This is a genomic window from Sphaerimonospora sp. CA-214678, assembly GCF_050942215.1.
Classification (GTDB): domain Bacteria; phylum Actinomycetota; class Actinomycetes; order Streptosporangiales; family Streptosporangiaceae; genus Sphaerimonospora.
Genome location: NZ_CP192056.1, coordinates 3,689,198 through 3,712,053, shown reverse-complemented (window position 1 = coordinate 3,712,053; position 22,856 = coordinate 3,689,198). Strand labels below are relative to the sequence as shown.

The window sequence follows — 22,856 nt, the reverse complement described above, 5'->3', positions numbered from 1 at the left end:
TCAGGTGCCCGACGGGCGTACGAGGGCATCGACTCCATGGTGCTTCCTGCGGGGAGTCCGAGGCGGCTCTGTGCTCCGACGCCCGTGGCACCGCGCCCGAGATCCACGTCCTCGGTGGCGCCTGCGCACTTCGCCGGATCGGCTACGCCACCCGACAGGCCTACGAACCGGCCCTGAAGATCTAACGATCGGACGGGTCATGACGAGTTCGCGCCGGGAATCCTTGCGCGTTACATGAGCCGCAGTTAAAGTCTTACCTTGTACGTTAAACGCTATATCGATACTCGATGTCCATGTGACGGTGGCGTGGGCTGGACCGACCGGGAGGTGTGGGATTGGACCGCGTTGAGTACGAGCGACGGCTGGCGACCGACCTTCTGGTCACCACCCGCCAGTCGATGTGGGACATGCTCCAGCGGTCCGCATCCCGATACCCGCGGATCTGTTTCCGCGGAACTTCTTCGCACTCAGCGGGAACGACTTCCCGGTTCTGGCCAACGGCCGGCCGGACAAGACAGCACTGCGCGAGCTTGCGTTGCAGTGCCTGAATCGACGGGAGAGCTGTGGATCGCCTCAGCTATGAGCTCGGGTTGACCCGGGACATCCTGGAGAACACCAATCTCAGCATCTGGGACATGTTCCGGCGTTCGACGCATCGATACCCGGACCGACCGGCCGTGCGCATGGGCACGCGGGTTTGGATGTACGCCGAGCTGCTCGACCGGGCGCTACGGTCGGCGGCGGCCCTGCAGAGGCTGGGCGTGACCAAGGGGACCCGGGTCGGCCTGCTGTTCCACTCCTGCCCTGAATGGGCGGTGCTGCATTACGCACTGGCCCGCCTCGGCGCGGTCGCGGTGCCGATCAACCTGGCGTTCCAGAGCCACGAGCTGCGGCACGTACTCGGCGTGGCCGAGCCGGAGCTGGTGATCGGCGTCACGTCCTTCCGGGGCGCCGACTTCGCGGGCCGGCTGCGAGCGGTGGACGCCGCGATGGTGGACGGAGCCACTGAGGTGCCGTCGCTGCCCAGTGTGCGGTGGGTCGGACTCCTGCCGTTGGACGACGCCGAGCGGCTGGTGGCAGGTCATCCATCGGTCGACGCCGTCTTCGGCTCAGCGGGGACAGCGGGCGTGCCGGAGCCCGGAGTCGCAGATCCGTGGGATCCCGCCTACATCGTGTTCACCTCCGGATCGACGGCCTTCCCCAAGCCGGCGCTGATCGCCCACCGTGCCTTCCTCGGCGCGGCGACCGGATTCGTGCACGCGCTGGACATGCGTCCGGATGACGGTTTCCTGGCGATGCTCCCCACGTTCCACGTCGGCGGCGTGACGTGTGTCCTGAGCGCACCGCACCTCTCGGGAGGGTGTGCCGATCTCATGGGCGCGTTCGAGGCGGTCCTCGCCCTGCGGACGATCGAGCAGTGTCGGAGCACCGTCACAGTGGGGTTCGACACGATGTATACGAAGATGACCGGCGCCGCCGAGTTCGCGACCACCGACGTGTCCAGTCTTCGGAAGTCGCTGCTCGCCTGCACGCCCTCCTACATCGACAAGCTGCGGGAGGTCTGGGAGTTCGACCTCTTCGCCACGTCCTACGGGAGCACGGAGTCGGGCACCCTCGCCGCCATCACGCCCCGCTGGGTCGACGATTACGCGACCCGTAGCCGCACCAACGGACAGCCGTTGCCCGGGGTGGAGTTCAGGATCGTCGATCCGGAGACGGGGGACCCTCTCCCCGCCGGCGAGCTCGGGGAGATCTGCTTCCGAGGATGGTGTCGCGTCCTCGAGTACGTGGACATGCCAGAGGAGAACGCGGCGACGATCGACGACGGGTTCTTCCGAAGCGGCGACTACGGACTCATCGATGCCGATGGGTACCTGCACTTCCGGGGCCGCTACAAGCAGATGGTGAAGACCGGCGGCGAGAATGTGTCGGAGCGCGAGGTCGAGGTGTTTCTCGAGGAGTACCTCGACGACGTCGACTTCGCGCAGGTCGTCGGCGTGCCCGATCCCGTCTGGGGCGAGGCGGTGGTCGCGTTCGTCACCATGGCAGAGGGTTCGGAATGCGATTCCGATCGCCTGCGTCGACTGTGCAAGGGCGCCATCGCCGGTTACAAAATCCCGAAGCTCTTCATCGGCATGCGAGCCGAGGACTTCCCCGTGCTGGCCAACGGCCGTCCGGACAAGTCAGCGCTGCGCCGGCTGGCCAGGGAGCACCACGAGGGGGCGTCGGCCCATGCCAACTGAAGATGACGTCATCAGCGACGCCGGGCAGGCGTTGCCTCCCGAACTGTGCTTCGCTCCGGATCTCGGGCGGCAGGGCGACGATGGAGCGCGGAGACGTACGCGCTCGTGGGCGCAGTTGTGCCACGACCTGAGGACGCTGAGCGACGAGCTCGGGGCGGGCCTCGAAAAGCTGACCACCGAGGACGGCCGGGCCACGTCGTTGTGCGAAGGGTGGGACGTGCGCGATGTGGTCGTGCATCTGGTCGTCGGCGACGACCTGGCGCTCCGGACCCTGCAAGGCGAGGACTGCTTCCCCGATCCCACGGACGACGAACACATTCTGCAGTCCGAGTCCCGCGCCCGGGTCGAACGTCTGGCACAACTCGATCTGGCGACGGCCATCGACCGTTTCCGCTCCGGCCGGGAACGCCTGCTGAACCAGATCATCGAGCTGGGCCCGCCTGACGCCGGGGAACGGGTGAGCTGGGCCAGCAAACCGATCTCCACGTTCTCGATGATCCAGTCGCGCCTGATGGAGACGTGGGTGCACGGCTGGGACTTGCGGCATCCGCTTGGAATCCCGATGCGGTTCGACGATCGGGCATGGTGGGTGGCCGATATCGGGGTCAGGCATGTGCCCTACTCCTTGACCAAGGCAGGGATTGACCCGGGACCCGTCGAGCTCTCCGTGAGCCTGGTCGGCCTTGGAGGCGGTTCCTGGACCCGCGTCCTCGTCGCGTCCGCCTCGACCGCGTCACCGCCGACGAGCGTGCGGATCTCCGGACCGGCCTGGGCATGGGTCGTGCTGGTGTCGCGTCGTTGGCCAGGCCGAGCAGGCGCGCAGACGGCGCTGCGCGTGGACGCGGGAGAGCTCGGCAGGGCCGTCGTCGAGCAGGCACGCGCTTTCGCTTAGCGGTCTCGTTCGTAAGTCCGCCGGGGGAGCATGGTCTCAGCGTCGGCCGAGGTATGGGCCGCAGGCACAGTCGAGGGCCTCTTGAGGTGTGCCAGCGGACGTGCCGGTGGCGGGAACCGGTTCTCGGACGTGCCGCGGCCGGCGAGATGGAGCGGGCGTCTCGCAGTAGGTCCGGTCACCGCACCAGCCGTCGTACCGGCTCTCTTCGCGATGGTGGTCGGCGTCGTGCCCGATCGCCACGTCCTTGTTGAACCGCTCGACGGGCTCGGGGCACACCGGTTGCCGCCCCGAGCCCGTCGAGCGAGTCGGCGCGGATCGACCACCCGGGAGGCTCGCTCCCGGGTGCTTTACCGAAGCGGCCGTACCTCGCCATGCACCGCCCGTCGAGGAGCACGTCTGCTGCAGCGGCCGCGGCCGTCATTCCTGTGGCGCCGGTGCCGAGGACGATCACGTCGTAGCCGGTGCGTACCGCTATGAACTCGTCGGGCAGGAGTGCCACGCCACGAAGCGCCACTTCCCGTCGAGAAGGGACCACACCGCGGTGTAGCGGATGGAGATGACCAACTCGCCGGCGGCGGACCGGGTGGTGGCCACGGCGTCCCCGGTGATCACGGCCGTGTCCCCGAAGCGGCGCTCCTCGACGGCCGGGACATCGACGTCGAGGTAGCGGAACACTCCCTCTCGCAGGGCACCCAGGTAGGACTCCTTGGAGTCGCGCATTCCGTTGGAGTGGACGTAGGACAGGTCGTCGGCGAAGAGCTCGTCGAGCAGGTCGATGTCGTTCTCGACCAGCGCGTTCCAGCGGCGGGCGTCGAGGTCGAGCACGGACACGGATCCGGCCTCCATGAGCTCGCTCCTTATCTATATGTGACGTCTAACGCAAGATATGTGCGGGCTCTCTGTCTACGGTTGAGCCACAGTCTGAGAATCCTCTGGGTTGAGTATTGACGTTCAACGTTAAGTTGTCTACCGTCACCCATCATATCCCTTCCGGTCGCCCGGAACTGGCTGTCGACAATCTGGAGCTCCCTGGTGTCTGTTTTTCAGTTCGCCTTGCTGGGCCTGGGCCTAGGCGGCGCCTATGCGTTGTTGGCACTCGGTCTGGTCACGATTTACCGCGGTACCGGTGTCCTGAACTTCGGTCAGGGCGCCGTGGCCATGCTGTCGGCCTACATCTTCTTCTCGCTGCGCGACGACCACGCCGTGCCGGCCTTCGTCGCCGGCGTGGTGACCCTCGCGTTCGCCGCCCTCCTCGGAGTCCTGTTCTACCTGGCGGTGATGCGCCAGCTGCGCAACTCGCCGGTCCTCGCGAGGGTCGTCGCCACCCTTGCCCTCCTGCTGTTGCTGCAGGGCCTGGCACTGGTCATCTTCGACGTCGCCACCACCTCACCGCTTCCGGTGGTCGACGCCACTCCGGTCGACATCGCGGGACACCCGATCCCGCGCGACCGGATCGTGCTGGCCGGCGTCGCGGTCGTGCTCGCGGTGGTGCTGGCCGTCGTCTCACGACACACGAAGATCGGTCTCGCGATCAGGGCCATCTCCGACAGTGAGAAGGGCGCCTCCCTCAGTGGTCTGTCGCCCGTCCTGATCGGCGCGTCGACCTGGGCCGTCGGCTTCAGCCTGGCCGCCGTTGCCGGAGTGCTCCTGAGCCCGATCGCCGGGCTCGACGCGAACGCGCTCACGCTCCTGATCGTCCCGGTCTTCGCCACCGCGCTGCTCGCACGGTTCACGTCGTTTGGGATCGCGGTGGCCGCCGGGCTCGTCCTCGGCATGGCGCAGTCGGCTTTGCAGCTGATCTCTCCCGACGGCGAGTGGTACACGTGGCTGTGGTCCGGCCCGGGTCGGCCACAGGCCATTCCGGCCATGGTGGTCATCCTGGCGATGATCTTCTCGGGTCGGCTGATCCCGACACGCGGTGAGGTGGTGCGCGGTCGGCTGCCGATCAGCCTGCCGCCGCGCTACCGGGTGGCCGGGCCGATCGTGGCCCTCGCGGCCGGTCTCGCCTTCGTCTATCTGGCCCGCTCCGCCTGGCTGTCGGCCCTGGTCGTCACGCTGGCCGGGATCCTCATCGCCCTCTCGGTGGTCGTCGTCACCGGGTTCCTCGGACAGATCTCGCTCGCCCAGGTGGCTTTCGCCGGGATCGGTGGCCTCACGACCGCCCTCCTCTCCGACGATCTGCCCTTCCCTCTCGTGGTCGCGATCAGCGGGATCGTGGCGATGATCGTGGGCGCCGTGGTCGGCATTCCCTCCCTGAGGGTCCGTGGTCCAAGCCTCGCGCTCGTGACGCTGGCGGTCGCGTACGTCTGCCAGGCCGCCGTCTTCGCCGACGGGCGGATCTTCGGCGGGACCGGCTTCAACCGCGTCGTGACGCCGAGTCTCTTCGGTCACGAGCTCAGCGCGCGCGCGTTCGCGATCGTGGTGCTGGCGATCGTGGTCGCCTCCGGGGTGGCGGTGGGTGCACTCCGGTCGTCGACGCTCGGCAAGCGCGCACTGGCAGTGCGCGAGAATGAGGCCGCTGCCGTCGTGGCGGGCATCAACATCAAGGCGTACAAGCTCGGTGCATTCGCCGTGTCGGCCTCCATGGCCGGTGTCGGTGGGTCGCTCCTCGGCTTCCAGGCGAACGTATTCGCCTACGAGCGCTTCAGCGTCTTCGAGTCGCTGCATGTCGTCGCCATGGCGTACATCGGCGGCATCGGAATGGCCAGCGGCGCGATCTTCGCCGGCCTCGGCGCCAGCGGTGGTCTGTTCTCCCAGCTGTTGTCGACCTGGGGTGCCGACGGCTATCAGGCAGTGATCGCCGGCGGAGCGCTCCTCATCGCCATCCAGCTCCACCCGGACGGGCTCGCCTCGCTCGGTCACACGTTCCGTGATCGCCGCCGTCGGAGGCGGGCTGCCAAGCACGGTCACGTGGGACCGGACCCGGGCGCCTCCGACTCCTCACCGTTCACCTCTCGGACCACATCGGAAGAGAAAGAGAAGATCTCATGAAGTTGAGCACCGCAAGCCTCGCCAAGAAGCTCACCCTGGCAGGGGTCGTGGCCGCGCTCGTCGCAGGATGCGGTTCGAACGGCGGGGGCACCGTCAGCGACGGTGATCTGAAGGGAGAGCCGATCAAGCTGGGCTCGATCCTGACGATTACCAACCCCGCCTGGGGCAACCAGGTGATGAAGGACGTCAACGACGCCTTCACCAGCTACATCAACAAGGACCTCGGCGGGATCGACGGTCGTCCGGTGTCAGTGGAGACCTGCGACGACCACGGTGATCCCGCCAAGACGAGCCAGTGTCTGAACAACCTGCTCGACTCCGGGGTCGTGGCGTTCGTGAACAACTCGTCGCTCGCCTTCGGCGCGAACGCTCTCCCGGCCATGGAGAAGGCCGGCCTCGTCAACGTGGGCGGTTGGCCGGTGACTCCCGCCGAGTACGCGAGTGACCACGAGTTCCTGACCGCTCCGGGCGCCTCGGGCTCGTACCCCAGCCTCGCGGCGTACTTCCGCTCCCGGGGGGCCGAGACGCTCGCGATGATGTACCAGAACACGCCGGCGGGCCAGACGGCCGCCGACGACATCAAGGCGTTCTGGAGCTCGATCGGTGGCACCACGTTCACCGGTGTCGAGTTCGACCCGACGGCACCTGACTTCACCCCGGCCGTCTCGAAGGCCGTTGCCGGCAAGCCGGACGCGATCATCCTCGCCGTCGGAGAGGGCCCTGCGCCGCGGCTGTTCCAGGCACTCGACGTCTCGAATACCGACGCGATGATCGGGGTCACGGCCGCCGCCGGTGGCAAGAAGGTGCAGGACGCCGCCGGCGCGGCGCTGGACGGTGTCTACTTCTCCGTCGCTGCGGTCCCGGCGGACTACGACCGCGAGGACGCACGCACCTACAGCAAGGTCATGAAGGAGTACTCCCCGGAGACCGAGCTGAACAACCAGGCGGCTGTGGCGGCCTCGGGAATGATGGCGATCTACGACATCCTCAAGGGGATCTCGGGAGAGATCTCGAAGGCCTCGGTGCTCGCAGCGGTCCAGAAGACGACCACGTGGGACGGATTCCTCACGCACGGTTATGACAGGTCGAAGGCGCCCAAGGAGCTGCCGGCCGTGGGGAACCCGTTCAACCTGGTCACCAACTACCAGGGCGGCAAGTTTTCGCCGGCCGAGATCAAGGAGCCGGGAGCCGTCGCGCGCTATCTGGAGGTCGACGGTGAACTGACCTGGATCTCCGGATCGCCGACGAGCTGACCTGGGAGAAGCGAGCAAGCCCATGAACCTCCTGGAGCTCAACGACCTCACGGTTCGCTACGGCGGCGTGACGGCCGTCGACGGGATCACCGCCAGTGTGTCCGAAGGCAGCCTGTTCGGACTCATCGGTCCGAACGGCGCCGGCAAGACCACGATGATTGACGCGATCACCGGCATGGTCCGCTACACCGGGACCGTCGTGTTCGACAAGCAGGACCTCACCGGGTGGCAGCCGCACAGGCGAAGCCACGCGGGGCTGGTCCGCACCTTCCAGTCGTTGGAGCTCTTCAATGAGCTGACGGTGCGGGAGAACCTCGAGACGTACGCCGGGATCAAGCACGGAAATGAAGCCGAAGCGGCGGTCGACAAGGCGCTGGAGCTCATGTCGGTGACCTGGGCGGCTGACCTCCATCCCCCAGAGCTGTCGCATGGGCAGGCTCGTCTGGTGTCCGTGGCGCGTGCACTCGCCGCGAAGCCGCGGTTGCTCCTGCTCGACGAGCCGGCGGCCGGTCTCGACGCGCAGGAGTCGCAGTGGCTCGGGCAGCGCCTTCGCGCCGTGGTCGACCAAAAGGTCGTCACCGTCATCCTGGTCGACCACGACGTGGACTTGATCATGAATATCTGCGATGAGATCCTGGTCCTCGACTTCGGCAAGGAGATCGGGCTGGGGAGCCCGGCGGAGGTCAGGGCGAATCCCCGCGTCGCGAAGGCATACCTGGGCACCGACGGCTCGATCGACAGCGACGCGGAGGTCGTCTCATGAACGCTTTGCTCCATGGGGACGCGGCGGCGGATGCGGCGGCCGAGGACGCTCCCTTGCTCAGGCTGAGCGGGGTGAACGCCGGGTACGGCGATGTGAAAGTGCTGCGTGACGTCGACCTCGAGGTCGCCCGCGGTGAGATCGTGACTCTGCTGGGCCCGAACGGCGCCGGGAAGACCACACTGTTGCTCGCGTGCTCGGGCTTCGTCAACGTCACCTCGGGCGACATCGCCTTCCACGGCCAGTCACTCATCGGGACCGTGCCACATGCCATCGCCCGCAGGGGAGTCGCCCACATCCCGGAGGACCGGTCGCTGTGGCCCACCCTCACCGTGGACGAGCACCTCCGGCTCACCGCCAAGCCCGGCGCCCTGGACGTGTACGACCTCTTCCCGGAGATCGCGCGCATGCGGCACAAGCGAGCGGGGCTGATGTCGGGCGGCGAGCAGCAGATGCTCGCGATGGCGCGGGCGCTGGTCAGCAACCCCGAGATCCTGCTGGTCGACGAGATGTCGATGGGTCTCGCGCCGGTGATCGTCGAGCGGCTCTTCGGCACGCTGGAGGAGATCGCCGCCAGCCAGGGGATCGGAGTGCTGCTCGTGGAGCAGCACGTCCACCTCGCGCTCCGGCACGCCACTCGCGGATACGTGCTCGCAGGCGGACGGATCCGCACGAGCGGCACTGCGGCCGAGCTCAACGCACGCTGGTCCGAGGTCCGGGCGTCCTACCTCGGTACGTCGTGACGCCTCGCGCGTCACACCGCCACTCTCACCAAGGAGAATCATGATCTTCCACGAGGTGATCGCCCGTGCACTGACCGACGGCCCCGCCGCGCTGTGGCCGCCAAGGACGTCGTCGGTCATGGCGGGCAGAACAACGTGGAGGTGAAGCGGACGAACCCCTGCGACACGGCGCCGGCAGCCATGGCGAGGAGCACTGGAATCAGGCACCTCGGCTCCGGCGCCAGGAGGTCGTCCGGGGACGACGGCCTGGCGTGGCCTCCCCGCGGATGTCCGTCGACGTCCGTGTTTGCAATATCGTACTATGTACGTTGTACGTCACATATTTTCAGTTGCTGGTCGCCCGGACGCCGGCTCCGGGCCCGATGGTGAGGCGGACAGCTTCGATGACGCTGCGCGTGACTCCCCTGGTGGAGAAGACCTTCGGTGCCGTGATCGACGGCGTCGACGTCCGATCGCTCGACGAGACCACGTGGCATGGTATCGAGAGCGCCTTCCTGGAGCACGAGGTCATCGTGCTCAAGGGTCAGAGCCTCGGCGTCGAGAAGCAGACCGCGTTCGCGCGCCGCTTCGGCGAACTCGAGCTGCGGTCGGACCAGACCATGAACCCGGACCTGGAGGGCAGGCCGATCGTCTTCGGCATCTCCAACATCGACGCCGACGGGAACCGCATCAAGGACCGCGACCACCCGCAGACGCGCTACGTCTCCCACCCACTGCGACCCGCCGACGTGATGGCAGCGGACACGGAGCGGTCGTCGTGACCAGACCCTACGTCGGCGCGATGGAGTCGCTCGCGTACGCCCGCCTCGATCCGCCCGACCGCGAGGAACTGCTCGAGAGTCAGGTCGAGTGCACCTTCGTGTTCGAGGACGAGCGGGGCTGGCCAAGCGGGGTGGTGATGAACTACCTGCGGCGCGACGGGGTGTTCTGGCTCACGGCCGTCGAGGGAAGAGCTCACGTGCGAGCCCTGGCTCGGGAACCTCGGGTGTCGATCGTCGTCTCCAGCGCCGGAAGCCCGCTCAGCGGTCGTCGAATGCTCGCCTACCGGGGGCTCGCGACGATCCACCACGATGTGAGCGACGTCGGTGAGGTGCTGGACGCCATGGCGGCTCGGTTCAGGCCCGGGGATCCGAAGGGCTTCCGACGGCTCTTGGACAGCCCGAACCGTGTGGTCATCGAGGTCACGCCGATAGCGCTGGCGACCAGTCACGACCACCGCAAGGTCGCTGCCGCGCTCGCCGGCCACGACAGCACGAGGACCGACCGCCAAGGGGAGGCCGAGCAGTGAGCGAGATGGAAGGTCGGCGGACAAGGCCGCGCTGATCACCGGCGCGGCCTCGGGAATCGGGTGGTCCACGACCGAGATGTTCGTCCGGGAGGGAGTCCACGTGCATGCCGTGGATCGCGACCGTGAGGCGATGGGGCCGTGCTAGCGCCACTGACGGGGCGTTCGGCAACCGGTCACGTCGCCGACGTCGCATCGCCGGAGGACCTGGCGGCCCTTGCGGGCGCGGTCCTGGGCGAACACGGCACGGTGGAGATGGTCTTCGCGAATGCCGGAATCGAGGGAGTCGGCACCGCGGGAGATCTCTCCGAGGAGACGCGGCGCAGGATGATCGACCTCAACCTGAAGGGCGTCTGGCCGACCTCGAAGTATTTTCTGTGCGAGATGGTGTCCCGGGATCCGGAAGCATCGTCCACGCCGCATCGGCGGAGAGGCGGGCGTCCATGGCGTCCTGCCGTACGCCGCCGCGAAAAGCGGCGTGATCGCGATGACCGGGCAGATGACCGGGCAGATGACCGGGCAGATGGCCGCGGACTCCCGCGACGGCCCCGGTGAGGCGGACGACTCCCGGCCATATGCACCGCGGCACGCTTCATGCACTACGGCACGCCTCGGCCACGCAGGCGAAGAACGATGGAATGTCGCCCCACAGGACTGGCATGTCGTTCGCCCTCGGCAGGTCGTCCGCCAGGTTACGCTCCTGGGGCCGGCTGGGAAGCGCCTGTCGCGGCCACCTCCATGTCCGGACGGTTCCGACTCGCCCAGCCCTCCAGTCATCGGCCGGGTGCCACGACCAGCTCGTCGTAGTCCGGCACCGGGTCAGGCTTGATGACCCCGAGATCGGCGTATGCCTTGAGCGTGGTGGTGAGCGCTTCCTCGGAGGGGAGATCGGCGGTGAAGTCGGAATAGACGTTCTCGACCACGAGCTCTGCCGCCTTCACCGGAACGCCGGTGTCATCGGACAGCATCTCTTGGCGCTGGTCTCCAGGTTCGCGGGGTCCTTGATGAATTCCAAGGCCTCTCTGGTGGCCTCACAGAAGTCCGCCGCGAGCTCTGGCTGTTCCACCTTCAGGACCTCCTGCCACGACGCGCCCTCCTTCATGGAAGGCAGGTCGCTGTTCGTCGCGGCGACGAGCGACGTCTGGAGAACGTTGATTCCTCCGCAGAAGTAGGGGAACCGGTTGCCCGCCTGCCATCCCGGCAGGTTGGTGGCGGATGAGATGTGCGATACGTCAGACTTGGTGGCTTCCATGCTCTGAGCGCCGGTGAGCCCGGCGGGCTGGTCTACTGCGTCAGTCACTCTCGGTACTTGTGCGGGCTTCGGCTGCATCTGGTGTGCACCTGGGCGGGCTGCCGGTGGTCTTCGCGCTTACCGGCGCCAAGGCCGATGAACGTCAGAACCCTCCTGGGAATGCTGGACGGCGCCGGCGATCTCCTGACTGGACGCCCGGGCCGGACGGTCATCGCGGACAACGACTATTACGGCCGCGATTTCGAGGAGAACCTCACCGAGCGCCATGTTCGGTTGCCGTGCCCGGCCCGCGAGGGCGAACCCGAACGGGCCGGAGCATGGTTGTTCACGCCGTTAAGGCACTCGGGCAGCCGCCCGTCGGCCGGCAGCGTTCGCGGATGAGCGGCGTCTGCCTTGTCGGTCTTGGCCTGCTTCTTGGGCCCACGCAGGGCGGCGGCCTCGGCCGGGTACAGGGCGCGGATGCCGTTGAGCGAGCGCAGTGGAGGCCCGGATCAGGGTTGAGTGAAGTCCGGCGGAGGCAGGGGATGCCTGTAGAGGTCGCAGGCATTGCGGAAGGTGACAGCCTCGCAGATCGAGGTGGGGAGGTTCTGGAACTGCTGACGCAAGATCTCCTGTGTGTCCGGCCAGGAGGAGTCCGCGTGCGGGTAATCGGCCTCGTACATGACGTGGGACAGCACGGGATCCTCCAGCCGGCCGATCGTACGCGGGTCGTAGTACGCGGCGAACCAGAAATTGCGCAGCAGAACCTCGCGGGGGGTGATGTCGATCCCGGTCCAGGTGTCGGTCATCCCCCCGGGCACGTATTCGCTCGCGATGTAGTCGAGCCGGTCCAGCAGCATCGGCAGCCACCCGATGCCCCCTTCGGACAGCACCAGCTTCAGGCCCGGGAAGCGCACGGGAATCTTGGCGAAGATCCAGTCCACGGCCGAGGACAGCGCGCTCACAGTGAACAGCGCCGACAGGACCTCAGATGGGGAGTCCTTGCTTGGCAGCATGGTCTTCCCGGAGGAACCGACATGGAGGTTGATGACCGTGCCGGTTTCCTCGCAGGCGCGGAAGAACGGGTCCCAGTAGTCCGTGTACAGACTGGGCAGGCCCAGCGACTCGGGGTTCTCGCTGAAGGTCACCGAGTGGAAACCGCGCTCGGCGTTGCGGCGGATCTCCTCGGCGGCCAGTTCGGCGTCCCACAGGCAGCTGACCTGGCTGGGAATCAGCCGCTCGGGATGCGCACCCGCCCAGCCCTCCAGCACCCACTGGTTGTACGCCCGCAGGCTCGCCAGGCCCAGCTCGCGATCCTTCATGCGCATGAAGCGCCAGCCGGCGAAGCCGAAGACCATGGAGGGGAAACAGAGGGAGGCGTAGATGCCGGCGACGTCCATGTCGCGGATGCGGGCGTCCACGTCCCAGGCGCCGCGGCGCATCTGGTCGAAGCGCACCGGGCCGGTGTACATATCAGCCGCGTCCCAGCTCTTCATCACGTTGCCGCCGCTGATCGGCACCCGCTCGTCCTCGAAAAGCCAGTACTCCATGCCATCGTCGTCTTCGACGATCCTCGGCGCGCGGTCTTGGAGGCGGCCGGGTAGCCGGCCCTCGAAGGTGTCGCGCGGCTCCAGCAGATGGTCGTCCACCGAGAGCAGGGGCCAGTGGCGGCGGCGGGGCTCGGGATCGGCCGCGAGCGGCGGGGGTCCCGTCCGCTTGCCGTGGGTGGCGATGAAATCGTCGATGTCGGCCAAGACGTCACCTCTCAGCGAGGGGGACCGCGTCCGTATGGCGCTTTCCCTGGTCGGTTGTATGTGTTCGAGATGTGCGGCGAGTCTCCCCCGATGCGGGCCGCGCGGTGGAATGCCTCAGTTGTCGCCGGCGACCCGTACGTGCCTGAGCACGCGACGCTCGGACAGGTCCCATTCGGTCGCCCGGTGCAGCATGCAGCGGTTGTCCCACGCCACGACATCCCCCGGTCGCCACTGGTGGTAATAGACGCGAGGCGGGCGGCAGGCGGCGTCGAGCAGCCGGTCGAGCAGCCGCCGGCCCTCGTCGAGGGGCAGTTCCCTGATCTGGCAGGCGTGCCGTCCGATGAACAGGGACTTGCGACCCGTCGCCGGATGGATCCGGACGACCGGATGCCAGGCTCCCACCATCTCGCTGGGTACCGCGGCCGGGGGTGTGTCGATCGCTCCGGCAGCGGCCTGAGAGTACTCCAGGGAGTGGTAGGCGCTCAGACCCTCCAGGAGTTCCTTGTCCTCTTCGGTCAGCTCGTCGTAGGCGGCGCGCATGTCGGCGTAGCCGGTCTGACCGCCCGTCAACGGCGCCTCGACCGCGTTGAGGATCGATGCCTTGGACGTGATGGGTTTGAACGAGCTGTCGGAGTGCCACCCCTCGTTGCCGCCCAGGTAGCGGACCTGGGGGTGATTCCTGTCGGTGATGTGGTTCCCGTCGGCGTCGACGTTGGAGATGTCGAGCACGATCGGCTTGCCGATGAAATCGCTGCGCATGGTCTGGTCGCTCTGCCGTTCGATCTCCCCGAAGCGGTGAGCGAATGCGATGTGTTCGTCCCTTGTCAGGCCCTGCCCGGGGAAGATCAGGATTCCGTGGGCGTGGAAGGCGTCCTCGACCCGGCGCCAGGAGGCGTCGTCATCGAGGGCGCGTAGGTCGACGCCGCGTACCACTGCGCCGAACGTTGTGCCTTGTAGGGGGGTGATGGTAATGGTCACGGCGTCCTCGGATCGTCGTGGGGTGTTCGATGACGGGGATCCCGTCTGGTCGGTCCGATGGCGGGCCCCGGTGTGGACAGTGGCTTCACGACCGGACAGGGAGGCGGGTCCGATGGATCACACCGCGAGGTGCGGGCCCTTCAGCGGCACGATGTCGCGCAGGTGATACGCGGCGAGGAGGAAGAAGCTGGAACCCAGGGTCATCCGCCCGAAGGGGATGCCGGGGCCGCCTGGCGGGACGACCGTGCGCCCGATGCTGCCGTCGGGCTGGACGATTCCCGCGACCGCGTCGAGAGCGCGAACGGCCGGCTCCACGACGTCGGAGACGGCTCCGATCTCGGCGCCCAGCGCGGCCGCGTAGGCGAACATCAGTGTGCCGGACGCCTCCAGCGGGGTGGAGGGGTCGTCGAGGAAGTCGTGCAAGAAGCCGCTGCGGTCCTGGCGGCGGGCAATGGCCTCCAGAATCTCCGCGAGCATCCCGCGCACGGTCGCCGCCTCGCTGTGGTCTGGAGCCTCGGCGAGCACCTCGGCGGCCGCGCAGATCAGCCAGCCGTTACCCCGGGACCAGAAGGTGGACTCGGGATAGGAGTTGGGCCGCTCCCGCCAGATGTGCCGACAGAGTTTCTCAGCCGGGTCCACCAACCGTCGTCCGGCCACCAGCAACTGGTGGTAGGCCTCGTCCACGAGCGCGGGTCGCTCCAAGATCCTGCCCAGCCGGGCCAGTGCCCGGCACACCGGGTAGACCTCGTCCACCCAGATCTCCGGTGCCTGACCGTTCATCAGCAGGAAGCCCTCGCTGGTGCGCGGTCCGGCCAGGACCGCGTCCATCTGCCGTGTGGCCGCATCCAGGTAGACCTTCTCCTGGGTGCGCTCGTACAGCTGGATCAGCGGGAAGGTGAAGTACGCGCTGACGCTCGCGGTTCCGGTGAACCCGCGCATGATCGCCGTGTCCATGACGCGGAAGGCGCCCCAGCTCAGGTTGGTGGTGCCGCCGTAGCACAGGCGGCCGTCGGATGTCTGGGTGGCCACGGCCCGGTCGAGCCACCGCCGGACGGTCGGGAGACCCTCGGGATGGTTCCATTCGAGGAGCGCCGTCATGCACCCTTGGCGCTCCCAATAATCGTCGTCAATGTCCAGGGCCACCGCGTGGGAGAAGACCCGGCTGACCACTTCGTCGTTGATGTATTCGACCCTCATGAAGGCTCCCTTGCCCCGGGATGCTCCTGCCGACGGGTGAGGCCGCACGGCTGCCTTGAGGCCGGCGCGGCTAACCACGAAGGGCCCACGCCGCTCACGTTCAGAGTGAAGATATCTCATTGACGTTGTACGTCAAGGGCTAGATTTATTGCAGAGTGCTCGGCGATCTCCCTTGAGCGACACCGCCGTTCGGGTCCTGTCTGCAGGATGGCCAGGACGCGTGCCATGCGGCTGCCGGTCTCGCCGTCGCCGGTTGGCGGTTGCGGCACTTGGGCGCGCGCCGGTTTCCGCTGGTGACTGAGCAGATCACGTGCCTGCGGCGGATCGCCTATCCGCTGTCGTGTGCACCGCGCCCGCCTCGGTGCCCTCAAGAACAACCGCGCCCAGGGCCGTTCAAGCAGGCCGTACTCATCCTGCGCTGGTTCGTCGACGGCACCCGGCGCGCACGGCCGCGCTGCCACCCCCGGACCGAACGTCGCGGACCTGTGGTGGTCCGGTCCGCGTCACCGATCGCCCGCACGCCGGGTACTCACGCCGGCAGGCTCCGTCGCCGGTCCTTACGCGGGTGCCCGCCATCGGATGGTCAGCCTGGTGTGGGCGATCTTCCACCTGCCGTCGACGCGCAGATAGTCATCGTCATAGGTGGCGAGAATGCGCACCGGGGCCGTGCAACCCGGTTCGATGTTGTAATCGGCGAGGTACCACCGGCCCCTCGCCAGGTCCCCGTTGACCGTGATGATCGGGTTGCTCACCGAGTGCAGCCGGGTACCGGGGATCCCGGTGGCCCCCATCTGTTCGGCGTAGCCTCGGCGGATCTCGTCCGTGCCCCGCCATGAGCCGAAGGCGTCCAGGTCGCAGACGGCGTCCGGGGTGAAAAGGCACATGAGCCCGTCGAGGCTCCCCTCGTCGTAATGCCAGCAGTACGCGTGCTTCAGTTCGTGGATCGCCGCAAGGTCGTCGTTCACCCTCGTTCTCCTTTCGTGGAGAGCGGTCGGCACGCGGTCTCGCTCGCCGTTTCCGACCGGCGGATCAGCTCCGGAGCGCCGCGAGCCCGGCCTCGATGAGGCCGGGTACGGCCGGGCCGGCCTTCTCGAAGCCGGAGCCGACGGTCTGGCCGCCCAGATATCGGGCGTGGATGCCTTCGGCGATCACCGCCAGCTTGAAGTAGCCGAACGCCACGTAGAAATCGAGCCGGCTCAGATCCAGCCCGGACGCCTCGCCGTACGCGCGGGCGAGCTCGTCCCGGGCGGGGAAGCCGGGGTTGGCGCTCACCGCGTGCCGGGTGCCGGTCACCTCCTCGGTGATCCTGTCCCAGTAGACCAGCATCAGCCCCAGATCGGTCAGCGGGTCGCCCAGCGTGGACATCTCCCAGTCGATGACAGCGGCGATCCTGCCACCGCCGCCCGGCGAGAAGATCACGTTGTCCAGGCGGTAGTCGCCGTGGACGACGCTCGCCCGCTGGGGCGGCGGTACGGCCCGCTCCAGGCGTCCGGCCAGTTCGTCGACGGCCGGCAGCTCCCGGGTCTTCGACAGCGACCACTGCCTGGCCCATCGGGAGATCTGGCGAGCGGTGAAGCCCTCGGGCCGGCCGAAGCCCTCCAGCACGGCGGGGTCCGTGGCGTGCAGTGCGGCCAGCACCTCCACCAGGCCGCGCGCGCAGCGGGCGGCCTCCTCCGGGGGAAGGCCCTCGGTGTCCGCGGCGCCGCGCAGCACCGGACCGGCGACGTGCTCCATCAGGTAGAAGTCAGCGCCGAGGACGGCCACGTCCCGGCAGAGCAGCACCGGTGCGGGCACCGGGACTTCGGTGCCGTGCAGCGCCTCGATGACCCGGTACTCGCGCGCCATGTCGTGTGCTGTGGGCAGCACATGGCCGACCGGCGGGCGCCGGAGCACCCAGTCGGAGCGGCCGTCCGTGAGCCGGTAGGTCAGGTTGGAGCGACCGCCGGCGATCAGGGACGCCCGCAGGGGGCCGGCCAGCCCCACCGCGGACTCCAGATAGGGCGTGAGCCGTTCCAGGTCGACCCCGACCAGCCGGTCCGGCGTGGTGGAGACGGCTTCACCGGCCAACGAACTCCGCCTTTCCCACGCCCTTCTCCACGAAGCTGGTCATGCCGATCATCCTGTCCTCGGTGGCGAAGAGCCCGGCGAACAGGCCGCGCTCCAGTTCGAGGCCGGTGTCGAGGGAGACCTCCAGGCCCCGGTCGATCGCCTCCTTGGCCGCACGCAGCGCCATGGCGGGACCGTTGAGATAGGGAGCGGCCAGCTCCCGCGCCTTCTCCAGCACCAGGTCCGGCTCGACCACATGGTCGACCAGCCCGATGGCCAGGGCCTCGGGTCCGCCGATCATCCGGCCGGAGAAGATGAGATCCTTGGCCCGGGCCGGGCCGACGAGCCGGGGCAGCCGCTGGGTGCCCCCGGCGCCGGGGATCACTCCGAGGAGGATCTCGGGGAAGCCCAGTTTCGAGTCGGTCGCGCACACGCGCAGGTCGGCGGAGAGCGCCAGCTCGCAGCCGCCGCCCAGGGCGAAGCCGTTGATGGCGGCGATGACCGGCATCGGCAGCCGCGACAGCGCGGTGCACGCCTCGCTGAGCGCGGCCGAGTCGCGTACGGCTCTGCGGTAGTCCCAGCCGAGCATCTCCTTCACGTCGCCGCCGGCGGCGAAGACCTTCCGCCCGCCGGTGATCAGGACGGCCCTGGCGTCCTCGCTGCGGCGCACCTCGTCGAGCGCCTCCATCAGCTCGGCGATCAGTGCTCGGTCGAGGGCGTTGACGGGCGGCTGGGCGAGGGTGACGACGGCCAGCCCGCCCGTGATGTCGAGGGTTACTCTGGTCATTTCGCTCATGAGTGGTCGTACCAGCCCTTGCCGGACTTCCTGCCCAAGTCGCCGGCGCTCGCCTTCCGGACCGAGAGCTCCGGCGGGTAGAACTTGGGGTCGACGGTGTCGGCGAAGATGTTCCTGGAGGCGTTGACGAAGACGTCGATGCCGGTGAGATCCATGGTCTCCAGCGGCCCCATCGCATGGCCGAACCCGAGGCGGCACGCGGTGTCGATGTCCTCGGCCGTGGCCACCCCGCTCTCCAGCAGCTTCACGGCCTCGACGCTGAGCGCCACGATCAGCCGGGTGGTGACGAAGCCGGCGATGTCGCGGTTGACCACGACACAGGTCTTGCCCAGGTCCTCGGCGAACGACCGGGCCCTGGCGAGGGTCTCGTCGCTGGTCTTCACACCGCGGACGACCTCGCACAGCCGCATCATCGGCACCGGCGAGAAGAAGTGCGTGCCGACCACCTGTTCCGGCCGGTCGGTGACCGCGGCGATCTGCGTGATCGGCAGGGCACTGGTGTTCGTGGCCAGCACCGCCTCCGGCTTGCAGACCCGGTCGAGGCGCCGGAACACCTCCTGCTTGATCTCGAGCTTCTCGAACACCGCCTCGACCACGACGTCGGCCTGACCGGCGGCCGATTCGAGATCAGTGGTCGTGCCGATCCGGCCAAGGGCCTCGGTGACCTGCTGGGAGGTGAGCCTGTCCTTCTTCTCCAGCCGACGCAGCGACTTCTCGATCTCACCGAGCGCGCGGCCGAGCTGCTCCTCACCGACGTCGTGGATCGCGACGTCGTAGCCGCCCACAGCGGCGACCTGGGCAATGCCGGAGCCCATGAGACCGGCTCCGATCACGGCAAGACTGGGCACTGTGCGTTCCTTTCTGATCACTTGGCGGAGTTGGCGGCGGCGCGCCGCCGTACGGCCCGCCGGGCGATGGACATGCGGTGCACCTCAGAGGCGCCGTCGTAGATGCGGAAGGGGCGCACCTCCCGGAGGAACAGCGACAGCGGCAGATCGTGGGAGATCCCGAGGGCGCCGTGAATCTGCACGGCCCGGTCGACGATCCGGCCCACCGCCTCGGCGACGAACGTCTTGGCGATGGAGGTCTCGGCCGAGGCGCGCTCCCCGAGGTCGAGCAGCCGGGCGGCATCGCGGATGAGGCCGCGAGAGGCCGCGAGGTCGATCTCGTTGTCGGCGAGCATCTGCTGGATCATGCCGAGATCGGCGAGCCTGCTGCCGAACGCCTCGCGCTCGGCGGCGCGGTCCAGGGCCATGTCCTGGGACCGCTGGGCCACGCCCAGCCAGCGCATGCAGTGGGTGAGCCGGGCGGGCGCCAGCCGCACCTGGGCGTAGGCGAAGCCCCGGCCCACCTCGCCCAGGACGGCGTCGGGGGAGACGCGGCACCCGTCGAAGACCACCTCGCAGTGGCCTCCGGCGAAGCCGATGTCGAGGCTGCCGATGTGCCGTGCGATGCGCATGCCGGGGTTGTCCGCGTCGACGAGGAACATCGTCGCCCCGGCCGGCTGGTCGCCGTGCTGGGGGGTGCGGGCCATGCAGATGGCCCACGCCGCGCCGTCGGCGCCGGTGATGTACCACTTCGTGCCGTCGATCACCCAGGCGTCGCCATCCCAGCGGGCCTCGGTGCGCAGCATGGACGGGTCGGAGCCGGCACCCGGGCTGGGTTCGGTCATGGCGAAGCAGGAGCGGACCTCGCCGCGCACCAGGGGCGCCAGGTACTTCTCCTGCTGCTCGGGCGTGGCCACCTTGTGCATCAGGTGCATGTTGCCCTCGTCGGGGGCCGCGCAGTTGAGCGCCAGCGGGCCGAGCAGGCTGTAGCCGGCCTCCTCCAGGACGACCGCCTGGGCGCGGGTGTCCAGGCCGAGCCCGCCCCACCGCTGCGGCGCGGTGGGGGACAGCAGGCCGGCCTCGGCCGCGGCCCGCTGCAGCCGGCGGCGGAGCTCCTCACTGGGGATCTCCCCCGAGGAGAGCAGCTCCGGCTCGGCCGGGATCACCTCGTCGCGCACGAAATCCCTGACCCGCACGCGGAGATTCTCGACGGCGGCGTCGTCGTGACCGGGGTCCGCTGTCACTGCGCCGTCCAGCCGCCGTCGACGATCAGGGCGGAGCCCGTCATGTAGCTGCCCGCGTCGGACGCCAGCAGCAGCAGGGCTCCCACCAGTTCGTCCGGGTCGCCCAGGCGTTTCATCGGGATGCTCGCCAGCGCGCTCGCCGACGCCTGCTCGTTCGCCTGGATCGCCGCCGTCATGTCGGAGACGATCAGGCCGGGCACCAGGGCGTTGACGCGGATGCCGCGCCGCAGCGTCCACTGCATCGCCAGGTCCCTGGTCATCCCGAGCAGGCCCGCCTTGGACGCGCTGTAGGCGGTCTGCGGGGCGTCGGTGGACACCATGCCCAGCACCGACGACACGTTGACGATGGACCCGCCGTGCCCGGCGGCGATGCACGCCCGGCCGAAGGCCTGCGCCATCTGGTAGGCGCCGGTCAGGTTGACCTGCAGCACGCGGGTGAACTCCGCGGGATCGTCCTTGTGCGAGGGCACGACCCGGGCCATGCCGGCGTTGTTCACCAGCACGCCGACGTCGCCGAGCTCGTCGCGGGCGGTGGCGACCAGCCGTTCGCAGTCCGCCGGGTCCGCCACGTCGGTGGGCACGGCGACGCAGCGGCGGCCGAGCGCCTCCACCTTGCCCTTGGTGTCCCGCAGGAGCTCCACCCTGCGGGCGCCCAGGGCGATGTCGGCGCCGGCCTCGGCCAGCGCCAGCGCGAAGGTCACGCCCAGGCCGGACGAGGCCCCCGTGACGATCGCGACCTTCCCCTCCAGGCTGAACCGGTCGAAGACGCTCATGACGCGACCGCCTTGCTCGCCCGGTTCCACTCGGCGTCGAGGACGCCCTTGAGGTAGGCCAGCCGGTCCTTGCCGGAGACGAAGTCGAACTTGACGGTGCCGAACGGATCGATCCTGGTACGGAGCAACTCCAGCTGCTCGGCGGTGGGCACGGCCGTGAACGGCACGTTCTCCGGCACCTCCAGCTCGAAGCCGGTCTTGTCCACCACGGTGGAGACCTCCACCCCGGGGTGCACGCTCTCGATCCGGAACGGCCTGTCGTCCTCGTCCTTCACCAGGACGGCCAGGTTGGTGACCACGATGATCGGACCGGGCTGGAGACCTGCCTCCCGGCGGGACTCGGCGCCGACCTTCCACCGGGTGCCGGTGACGAATCCGACCTTCTCCACCAGCGTGCGCGGGTTGTGGTCGCCGAAGTAGGCGATCATCTTGCGGTACATCTTGATGACCTCGGCCGCGCCGGCGCCGCCGGGCAGGCGGACCTTGGGGGTCTCGAACGGCCCGATGGCCGACAGGTTGATCGCGCCGTCGCCGTCGAACTGCGCCGAGGACACCGCCTCCACCCCGCCGTGACCGGCCAGATGGATGGAGTTGATCTCGGTCAGCATGCCCCACCGGCAGGCCGCGCCCTTGTAGGCCGAGGCCTCGGCGCCGGTGAAGGAGAGCTGGATCGGGGCCATGCCCACCGCGTCGAAGCCGACCAGGTACGCCCCCCTGGCATGGGTGAGCTTGGCCAGCATGTACGAGGCATACGCGAGGGGGGTGAACGAGCCCATCACGGTGACGCCCTGCTCGTCGACCTCCGCCGCCACGCGGCAGGTCATCAGCTCGTGGATCTCGTAGTCGGTCATGCCTGTGCCTCCTGGATGACTTCGGCGGCGTCCACCAGTCCCTTGAGCACGCTGTCGCGCCCCTTGAGCACGCGATCCCGGTACTCCGCCTCGCTCTCGCCGCGGATCTGGTCGACGTAGTCCGAGAACGACGGGCCGCCCGCCGCCGCCGCGTAGTCCATGAGTTCCCAGGCGTCCATCGCGTAGCGCGGGATGTGGGAGGTGGGGTGCGCCCCGAACGGCGCCTCGATGACCGCCTCGACGTAGTAGCCCGGGAGCTTCGTCATGTGGGCGTTCTCGACGATCACGCTCCTGTCGACGATCTCCTCGCAGGTCACGATCACCCGGCCGGCCGCCTTGGCCATCTCGACGTCGGGACCCGAGGTGCCGTCCCACTGGGCGTTGCCCTCGGCGTCGGCACGCAGCGCGTGCACGATCGCCACATCGGGCCTGATGGCGCGGACCGCGGTCAGCTCCTCGCCGGTGAACGGGCAGGTGGTCGTGGCGTAGATCTCGGGGTAGCGCGCCGGGATGTCCGAGCCGAACGGGCCGCGATAGGGCAGGTACGGCACGCCGCGACCCTGCGCCTCCAGGCCGATCAGCAGCCCCAGGCCGGTGAACTCGGTGAACGGCAGCGCGCCCGACTCGATCGCCCTGCGCACGTTGGGCGCCAGGCCGAACGCCTCCAGGGTGACCATGGAGAACGACAGGCGGCCGAGTGTCCCGGCCGCGGCCAGCAGGTCCATGTCCACCGAGCCGACGACCGTGATGGCGTGGATGTTCCGGCGCCCGGCGCGGATCAGCTCGCGGACCGCGGCCATGGGGTGGTTGGCGAACCAGCCGCCTCCGAACGCCACGGAGTCGCCGTCGCCGACGAGCTCTCCCAGTGCCTCAAGGGGCCTGACCTTGTCGGGCATCCTGCTCTCGCTCATAGCTCTCCCACAGCTTCTCGACGGCACACGACTCCTCCTCCAAGGATGGTGAGTGCAATCTATCGTTAAACGTTAAATGTG

The 22,856-nt window shown here is 68.5% G+C and carries 24 protein-coding genes and 1 pseudogene; 11 read left to right on the top strand and 14 right to left on the bottom strand.

What is annotated here, in order from left to right; translation table 11 throughout:
* Positions 1 to 563: 563 nt before the first annotated feature.
* Both ACQP1K_RS16695 and ACQP1K_RS16690 read left to right on the top strand, forming a co-directional pair.
* On the top strand, positions 564 to 2,243 hold the full coding sequence (locus ACQP1K_RS16695) for a class I adenylate-forming enzyme family protein (RefSeq protein ID WP_433496636.1): 1,680 nt from the start codon (positions 564 to 566) through the stop codon (positions 2,241 to 2,243).
* Positions 2,233 to 3,135 (top strand): maleylpyruvate isomerase N-terminal domain-containing protein, encoded by a 903-nt coding sequence (locus ACQP1K_RS16690; protein ID WP_433496635.1) that lies wholly within the window; start codon positions 2,233 to 2,235, stop codon positions 3,133 to 3,135. Before ACQP1K_RS16695 ends, ACQP1K_RS16690 begins: the two co-directional genes overlap by 11 nt.
* 471 nt (positions 3,136 to 3,606) lie before the next feature.
* Here the strand turns inward: ACQP1K_RS16690 and ACQP1K_RS16685 are convergent, their stop codons facing one another.
* A complete protein-coding gene (locus ACQP1K_RS16685; RefSeq protein WP_433496634.1) occupies positions 3,607 to 3,981 on the bottom strand; it encodes a nuclear transport factor 2 family protein in 375 nt (124 codons plus the stop codon).
* Positions 3,982 to 4,167: 186 nt separating this feature from the next.
* Here ACQP1K_RS16685 and ACQP1K_RS16680 point away from each other — a divergent pair, with 186 nt between their 5' ends.
* The 8 genes from ACQP1K_RS16680 to ACQP1K_RS16645 all read left to right on the top strand — a co-directional run bounded on the left by ACQP1K_RS16680 (position 4,168) and on the right by ACQP1K_RS16645 (position 10,722).
* The gene (locus tag ACQP1K_RS16680; RefSeq protein ID WP_433496633.1) at positions 4,168 to 6,126 is read left to right on the top strand and encodes an ABC transporter permease subunit; all 1,959 of its coding nucleotides are present in this window, start codon (positions 4,168 to 4,170) and stop codon (positions 6,124 to 6,126) included.
* Positions 6,123 to 7,379 (top strand): ABC transporter substrate-binding protein, encoded by a 1,257-nt coding sequence (locus tag ACQP1K_RS16675; RefSeq protein ID WP_433496632.1) that lies wholly within the window; start codon positions 6,123 to 6,125, stop codon positions 7,377 to 7,379. The genes ACQP1K_RS16680 and ACQP1K_RS16675 overlap by 4 nt, the downstream gene beginning before the upstream one ends.
* 22 nt (positions 7,380 to 7,401) lie before the next feature.
* Positions 7,402 to 8,142 carry an ABC transporter ATP-binding protein gene (locus ACQP1K_RS16670; protein ID WP_433496631.1) on the top strand — a complete coding sequence of 247 codons (741 nt, stop codon included), beginning with the start codon at positions 7,402 to 7,404 and terminating at the stop codon, positions 8,140 to 8,142.
* Positions 8,139 to 8,882, top strand: a complete 744-nt coding sequence (locus tag ACQP1K_RS16665; protein WP_433496630.1) for an ABC transporter ATP-binding protein — start codon at positions 8,139 to 8,141, stop codon at positions 8,880 to 8,882. Before ACQP1K_RS16670 ends, ACQP1K_RS16665 begins: the two co-directional genes overlap by 4 nt.
* A 383-nt stretch (positions 8,883 to 9,265) precedes the next feature.
* Positions 9,266 to 9,643: a TauD/TfdA dioxygenase family protein gene (locus tag ACQP1K_RS16660; RefSeq protein ID WP_433496629.1), complete on the top strand. Its 378-nt coding sequence runs from the start codon at positions 9,266 to 9,268 to the stop codon at positions 9,641 to 9,643.
* A complete protein-coding gene (locus ACQP1K_RS16655) occupies positions 9,640 to 10,170 on the top strand; it encodes a pyridoxamine 5'-phosphate oxidase family protein (protein ID WP_433496628.1) in 531 nt (176 codons plus the stop codon). Before ACQP1K_RS16660 ends, ACQP1K_RS16655 begins: the two co-directional genes overlap by 4 nt.
* Entirely contained in the window at positions 10,109 to 10,315 is a 207-nt protein-coding gene (locus tag ACQP1K_RS16650; protein WP_433501561.1) for an SDR family NAD(P)-dependent oxidoreductase, read from the top strand. Before ACQP1K_RS16655 ends, ACQP1K_RS16650 begins: the two co-directional genes overlap by 62 nt.
* Positions 10,309 to 10,722, top strand: a complete 414-nt coding sequence (locus ACQP1K_RS16645) for an SDR family NAD(P)-dependent oxidoreductase (RefSeq protein WP_433496627.1) — start codon at positions 10,309 to 10,311, stop codon at positions 10,720 to 10,722. Before ACQP1K_RS16650 ends, ACQP1K_RS16645 begins: the two co-directional genes overlap by 7 nt.
* Positions 10,723 to 10,940: 218 nt before the next feature.
* Here the strand turns inward: ACQP1K_RS16645 and ACQP1K_RS16640 are convergent, their stop codons facing one another.
* Positions 10,941 to 11,108 carry a hypothetical protein gene (locus ACQP1K_RS16640; RefSeq protein WP_433496626.1) on the bottom strand — a complete coding sequence of 56 codons (168 nt, stop codon included), beginning with the start codon at positions 11,106 to 11,108 and terminating at the stop codon, positions 10,941 to 10,943.
* Positions 11,105 to 11,419, bottom strand: coding sequence for a hypothetical protein (locus tag ACQP1K_RS16635; protein WP_433496625.1), 315 nt, complete (start codon positions 11,417 to 11,419; stop codon positions 11,105 to 11,107). Before ACQP1K_RS16635 ends, ACQP1K_RS16640 begins: the two co-directional genes overlap by 4 nt.
* 33 nt (positions 11,420 to 11,452) lie before the next feature.
* On the opposite strand from ACQP1K_RS16635, the pseudogene ACQP1K_RS16630 reads away from it, so the two are divergent.
* Positions 11,453 to 11,764: pseudogene (locus tag ACQP1K_RS16630) on the top strand (transposase); the annotation flags it as partial.
* Positions 11,765 to 11,910: 146 nt separating this feature from the next.
* On the opposite strand, the gene ACQP1K_RS16625 reads toward ACQP1K_RS16630, so the two are convergent.
* The 11 genes from ACQP1K_RS16625 to ACQP1K_RS16575 all read right to left on the bottom strand — a co-directional run bounded on the left by ACQP1K_RS16625 (position 11,911) and on the right by ACQP1K_RS16575 (position 22,775).
* Positions 11,911 to 13,152, bottom strand: coding sequence for an amidohydrolase family protein (locus ACQP1K_RS16625; protein WP_433496624.1), 1,242 nt, complete (start codon positions 13,150 to 13,152; stop codon positions 11,911 to 11,913).
* A 114-nt stretch (positions 13,153 to 13,266) separates the two neighbouring features.
* Complete coding sequence (locus tag ACQP1K_RS16620) at positions 13,267 to 14,130, bottom strand: TauD/TfdA dioxygenase family protein (protein WP_433496623.1); 864 nt, start codon at positions 14,128 to 14,130, stop codon at positions 13,267 to 13,269.
* Between the two features lie 117 nt (positions 14,131 to 14,247).
* Positions 14,248 to 15,327 carry a glycoside hydrolase family 88 protein gene (locus ACQP1K_RS16615; protein ID WP_433496622.1) on the bottom strand — a complete coding sequence of 360 codons (1,080 nt, stop codon included), beginning with the start codon at positions 15,325 to 15,327 and terminating at the stop codon, positions 14,248 to 14,250.
* A gap of 557 nt (positions 15,328 to 15,884) precedes the next feature.
* Positions 15,885 to 16,292 (bottom strand): nuclear transport factor 2 family protein, encoded by a 408-nt coding sequence (locus ACQP1K_RS16610; RefSeq protein ID WP_433496621.1) that lies wholly within the window; start codon positions 16,290 to 16,292, stop codon positions 15,885 to 15,887.
* A 64-nt stretch (positions 16,293 to 16,356) separates the two neighbouring features.
* Positions 16,357 to 17,394 (bottom strand): phosphotransferase family protein, encoded by a 1,038-nt coding sequence (locus ACQP1K_RS16605; protein WP_433496620.1) that lies wholly within the window; start codon positions 17,392 to 17,394, stop codon positions 16,357 to 16,359.
* The gene (locus ACQP1K_RS16600; RefSeq protein WP_433496619.1) at positions 17,384 to 18,169 is read right to left on the bottom strand and encodes an enoyl-CoA hydratase/isomerase family protein; all 786 of its coding nucleotides are present in this window, start codon (positions 18,167 to 18,169) and stop codon (positions 17,384 to 17,386) included. Before ACQP1K_RS16600 ends, ACQP1K_RS16605 begins: the two co-directional genes overlap by 11 nt.
* Positions 18,166 to 19,017 carry a 3-hydroxyacyl-CoA dehydrogenase family protein gene (locus ACQP1K_RS16595; RefSeq protein WP_433496618.1) on the bottom strand — a complete coding sequence of 284 codons (852 nt, stop codon included), beginning with the start codon at positions 19,015 to 19,017 and terminating at the stop codon, positions 18,166 to 18,168. The genes ACQP1K_RS16600 and ACQP1K_RS16595 overlap by 4 nt, the downstream gene beginning before the upstream one ends.
* A gap of 17 nt (positions 19,018 to 19,034) precedes the next feature.
* Positions 19,035 to 20,240: an acyl-CoA dehydrogenase family protein gene (locus tag ACQP1K_RS16590; RefSeq protein WP_433496617.1), complete on the bottom strand. Its 1,206-nt coding sequence runs from the start codon at positions 20,238 to 20,240 to the stop codon at positions 19,035 to 19,037.
* Entirely contained in the window at positions 20,237 to 21,013 is a 777-nt protein-coding gene (locus ACQP1K_RS16585) for an SDR family NAD(P)-dependent oxidoreductase (protein WP_433496616.1), read from the bottom strand. Before ACQP1K_RS16585 ends, ACQP1K_RS16590 begins: the two co-directional genes overlap by 4 nt.
* The gene (locus ACQP1K_RS16580) at positions 21,010 to 21,864 is read right to left on the bottom strand and encodes a hypothetical protein (protein ID WP_433496615.1); all 855 of its coding nucleotides are present in this window, start codon (positions 21,862 to 21,864) and stop codon (positions 21,010 to 21,012) included. Before ACQP1K_RS16580 ends, ACQP1K_RS16585 begins: the two co-directional genes overlap by 4 nt.
* A complete protein-coding gene (locus ACQP1K_RS16575; RefSeq protein WP_433496614.1) occupies positions 21,861 to 22,775 on the bottom strand; it encodes a CoA transferase subunit A in 915 nt (304 codons plus the stop codon). The genes ACQP1K_RS16580 and ACQP1K_RS16575 overlap by 4 nt, the downstream gene beginning before the upstream one ends.
* Positions 22,776 to 22,856 lie beyond the last annotated feature (81 nt).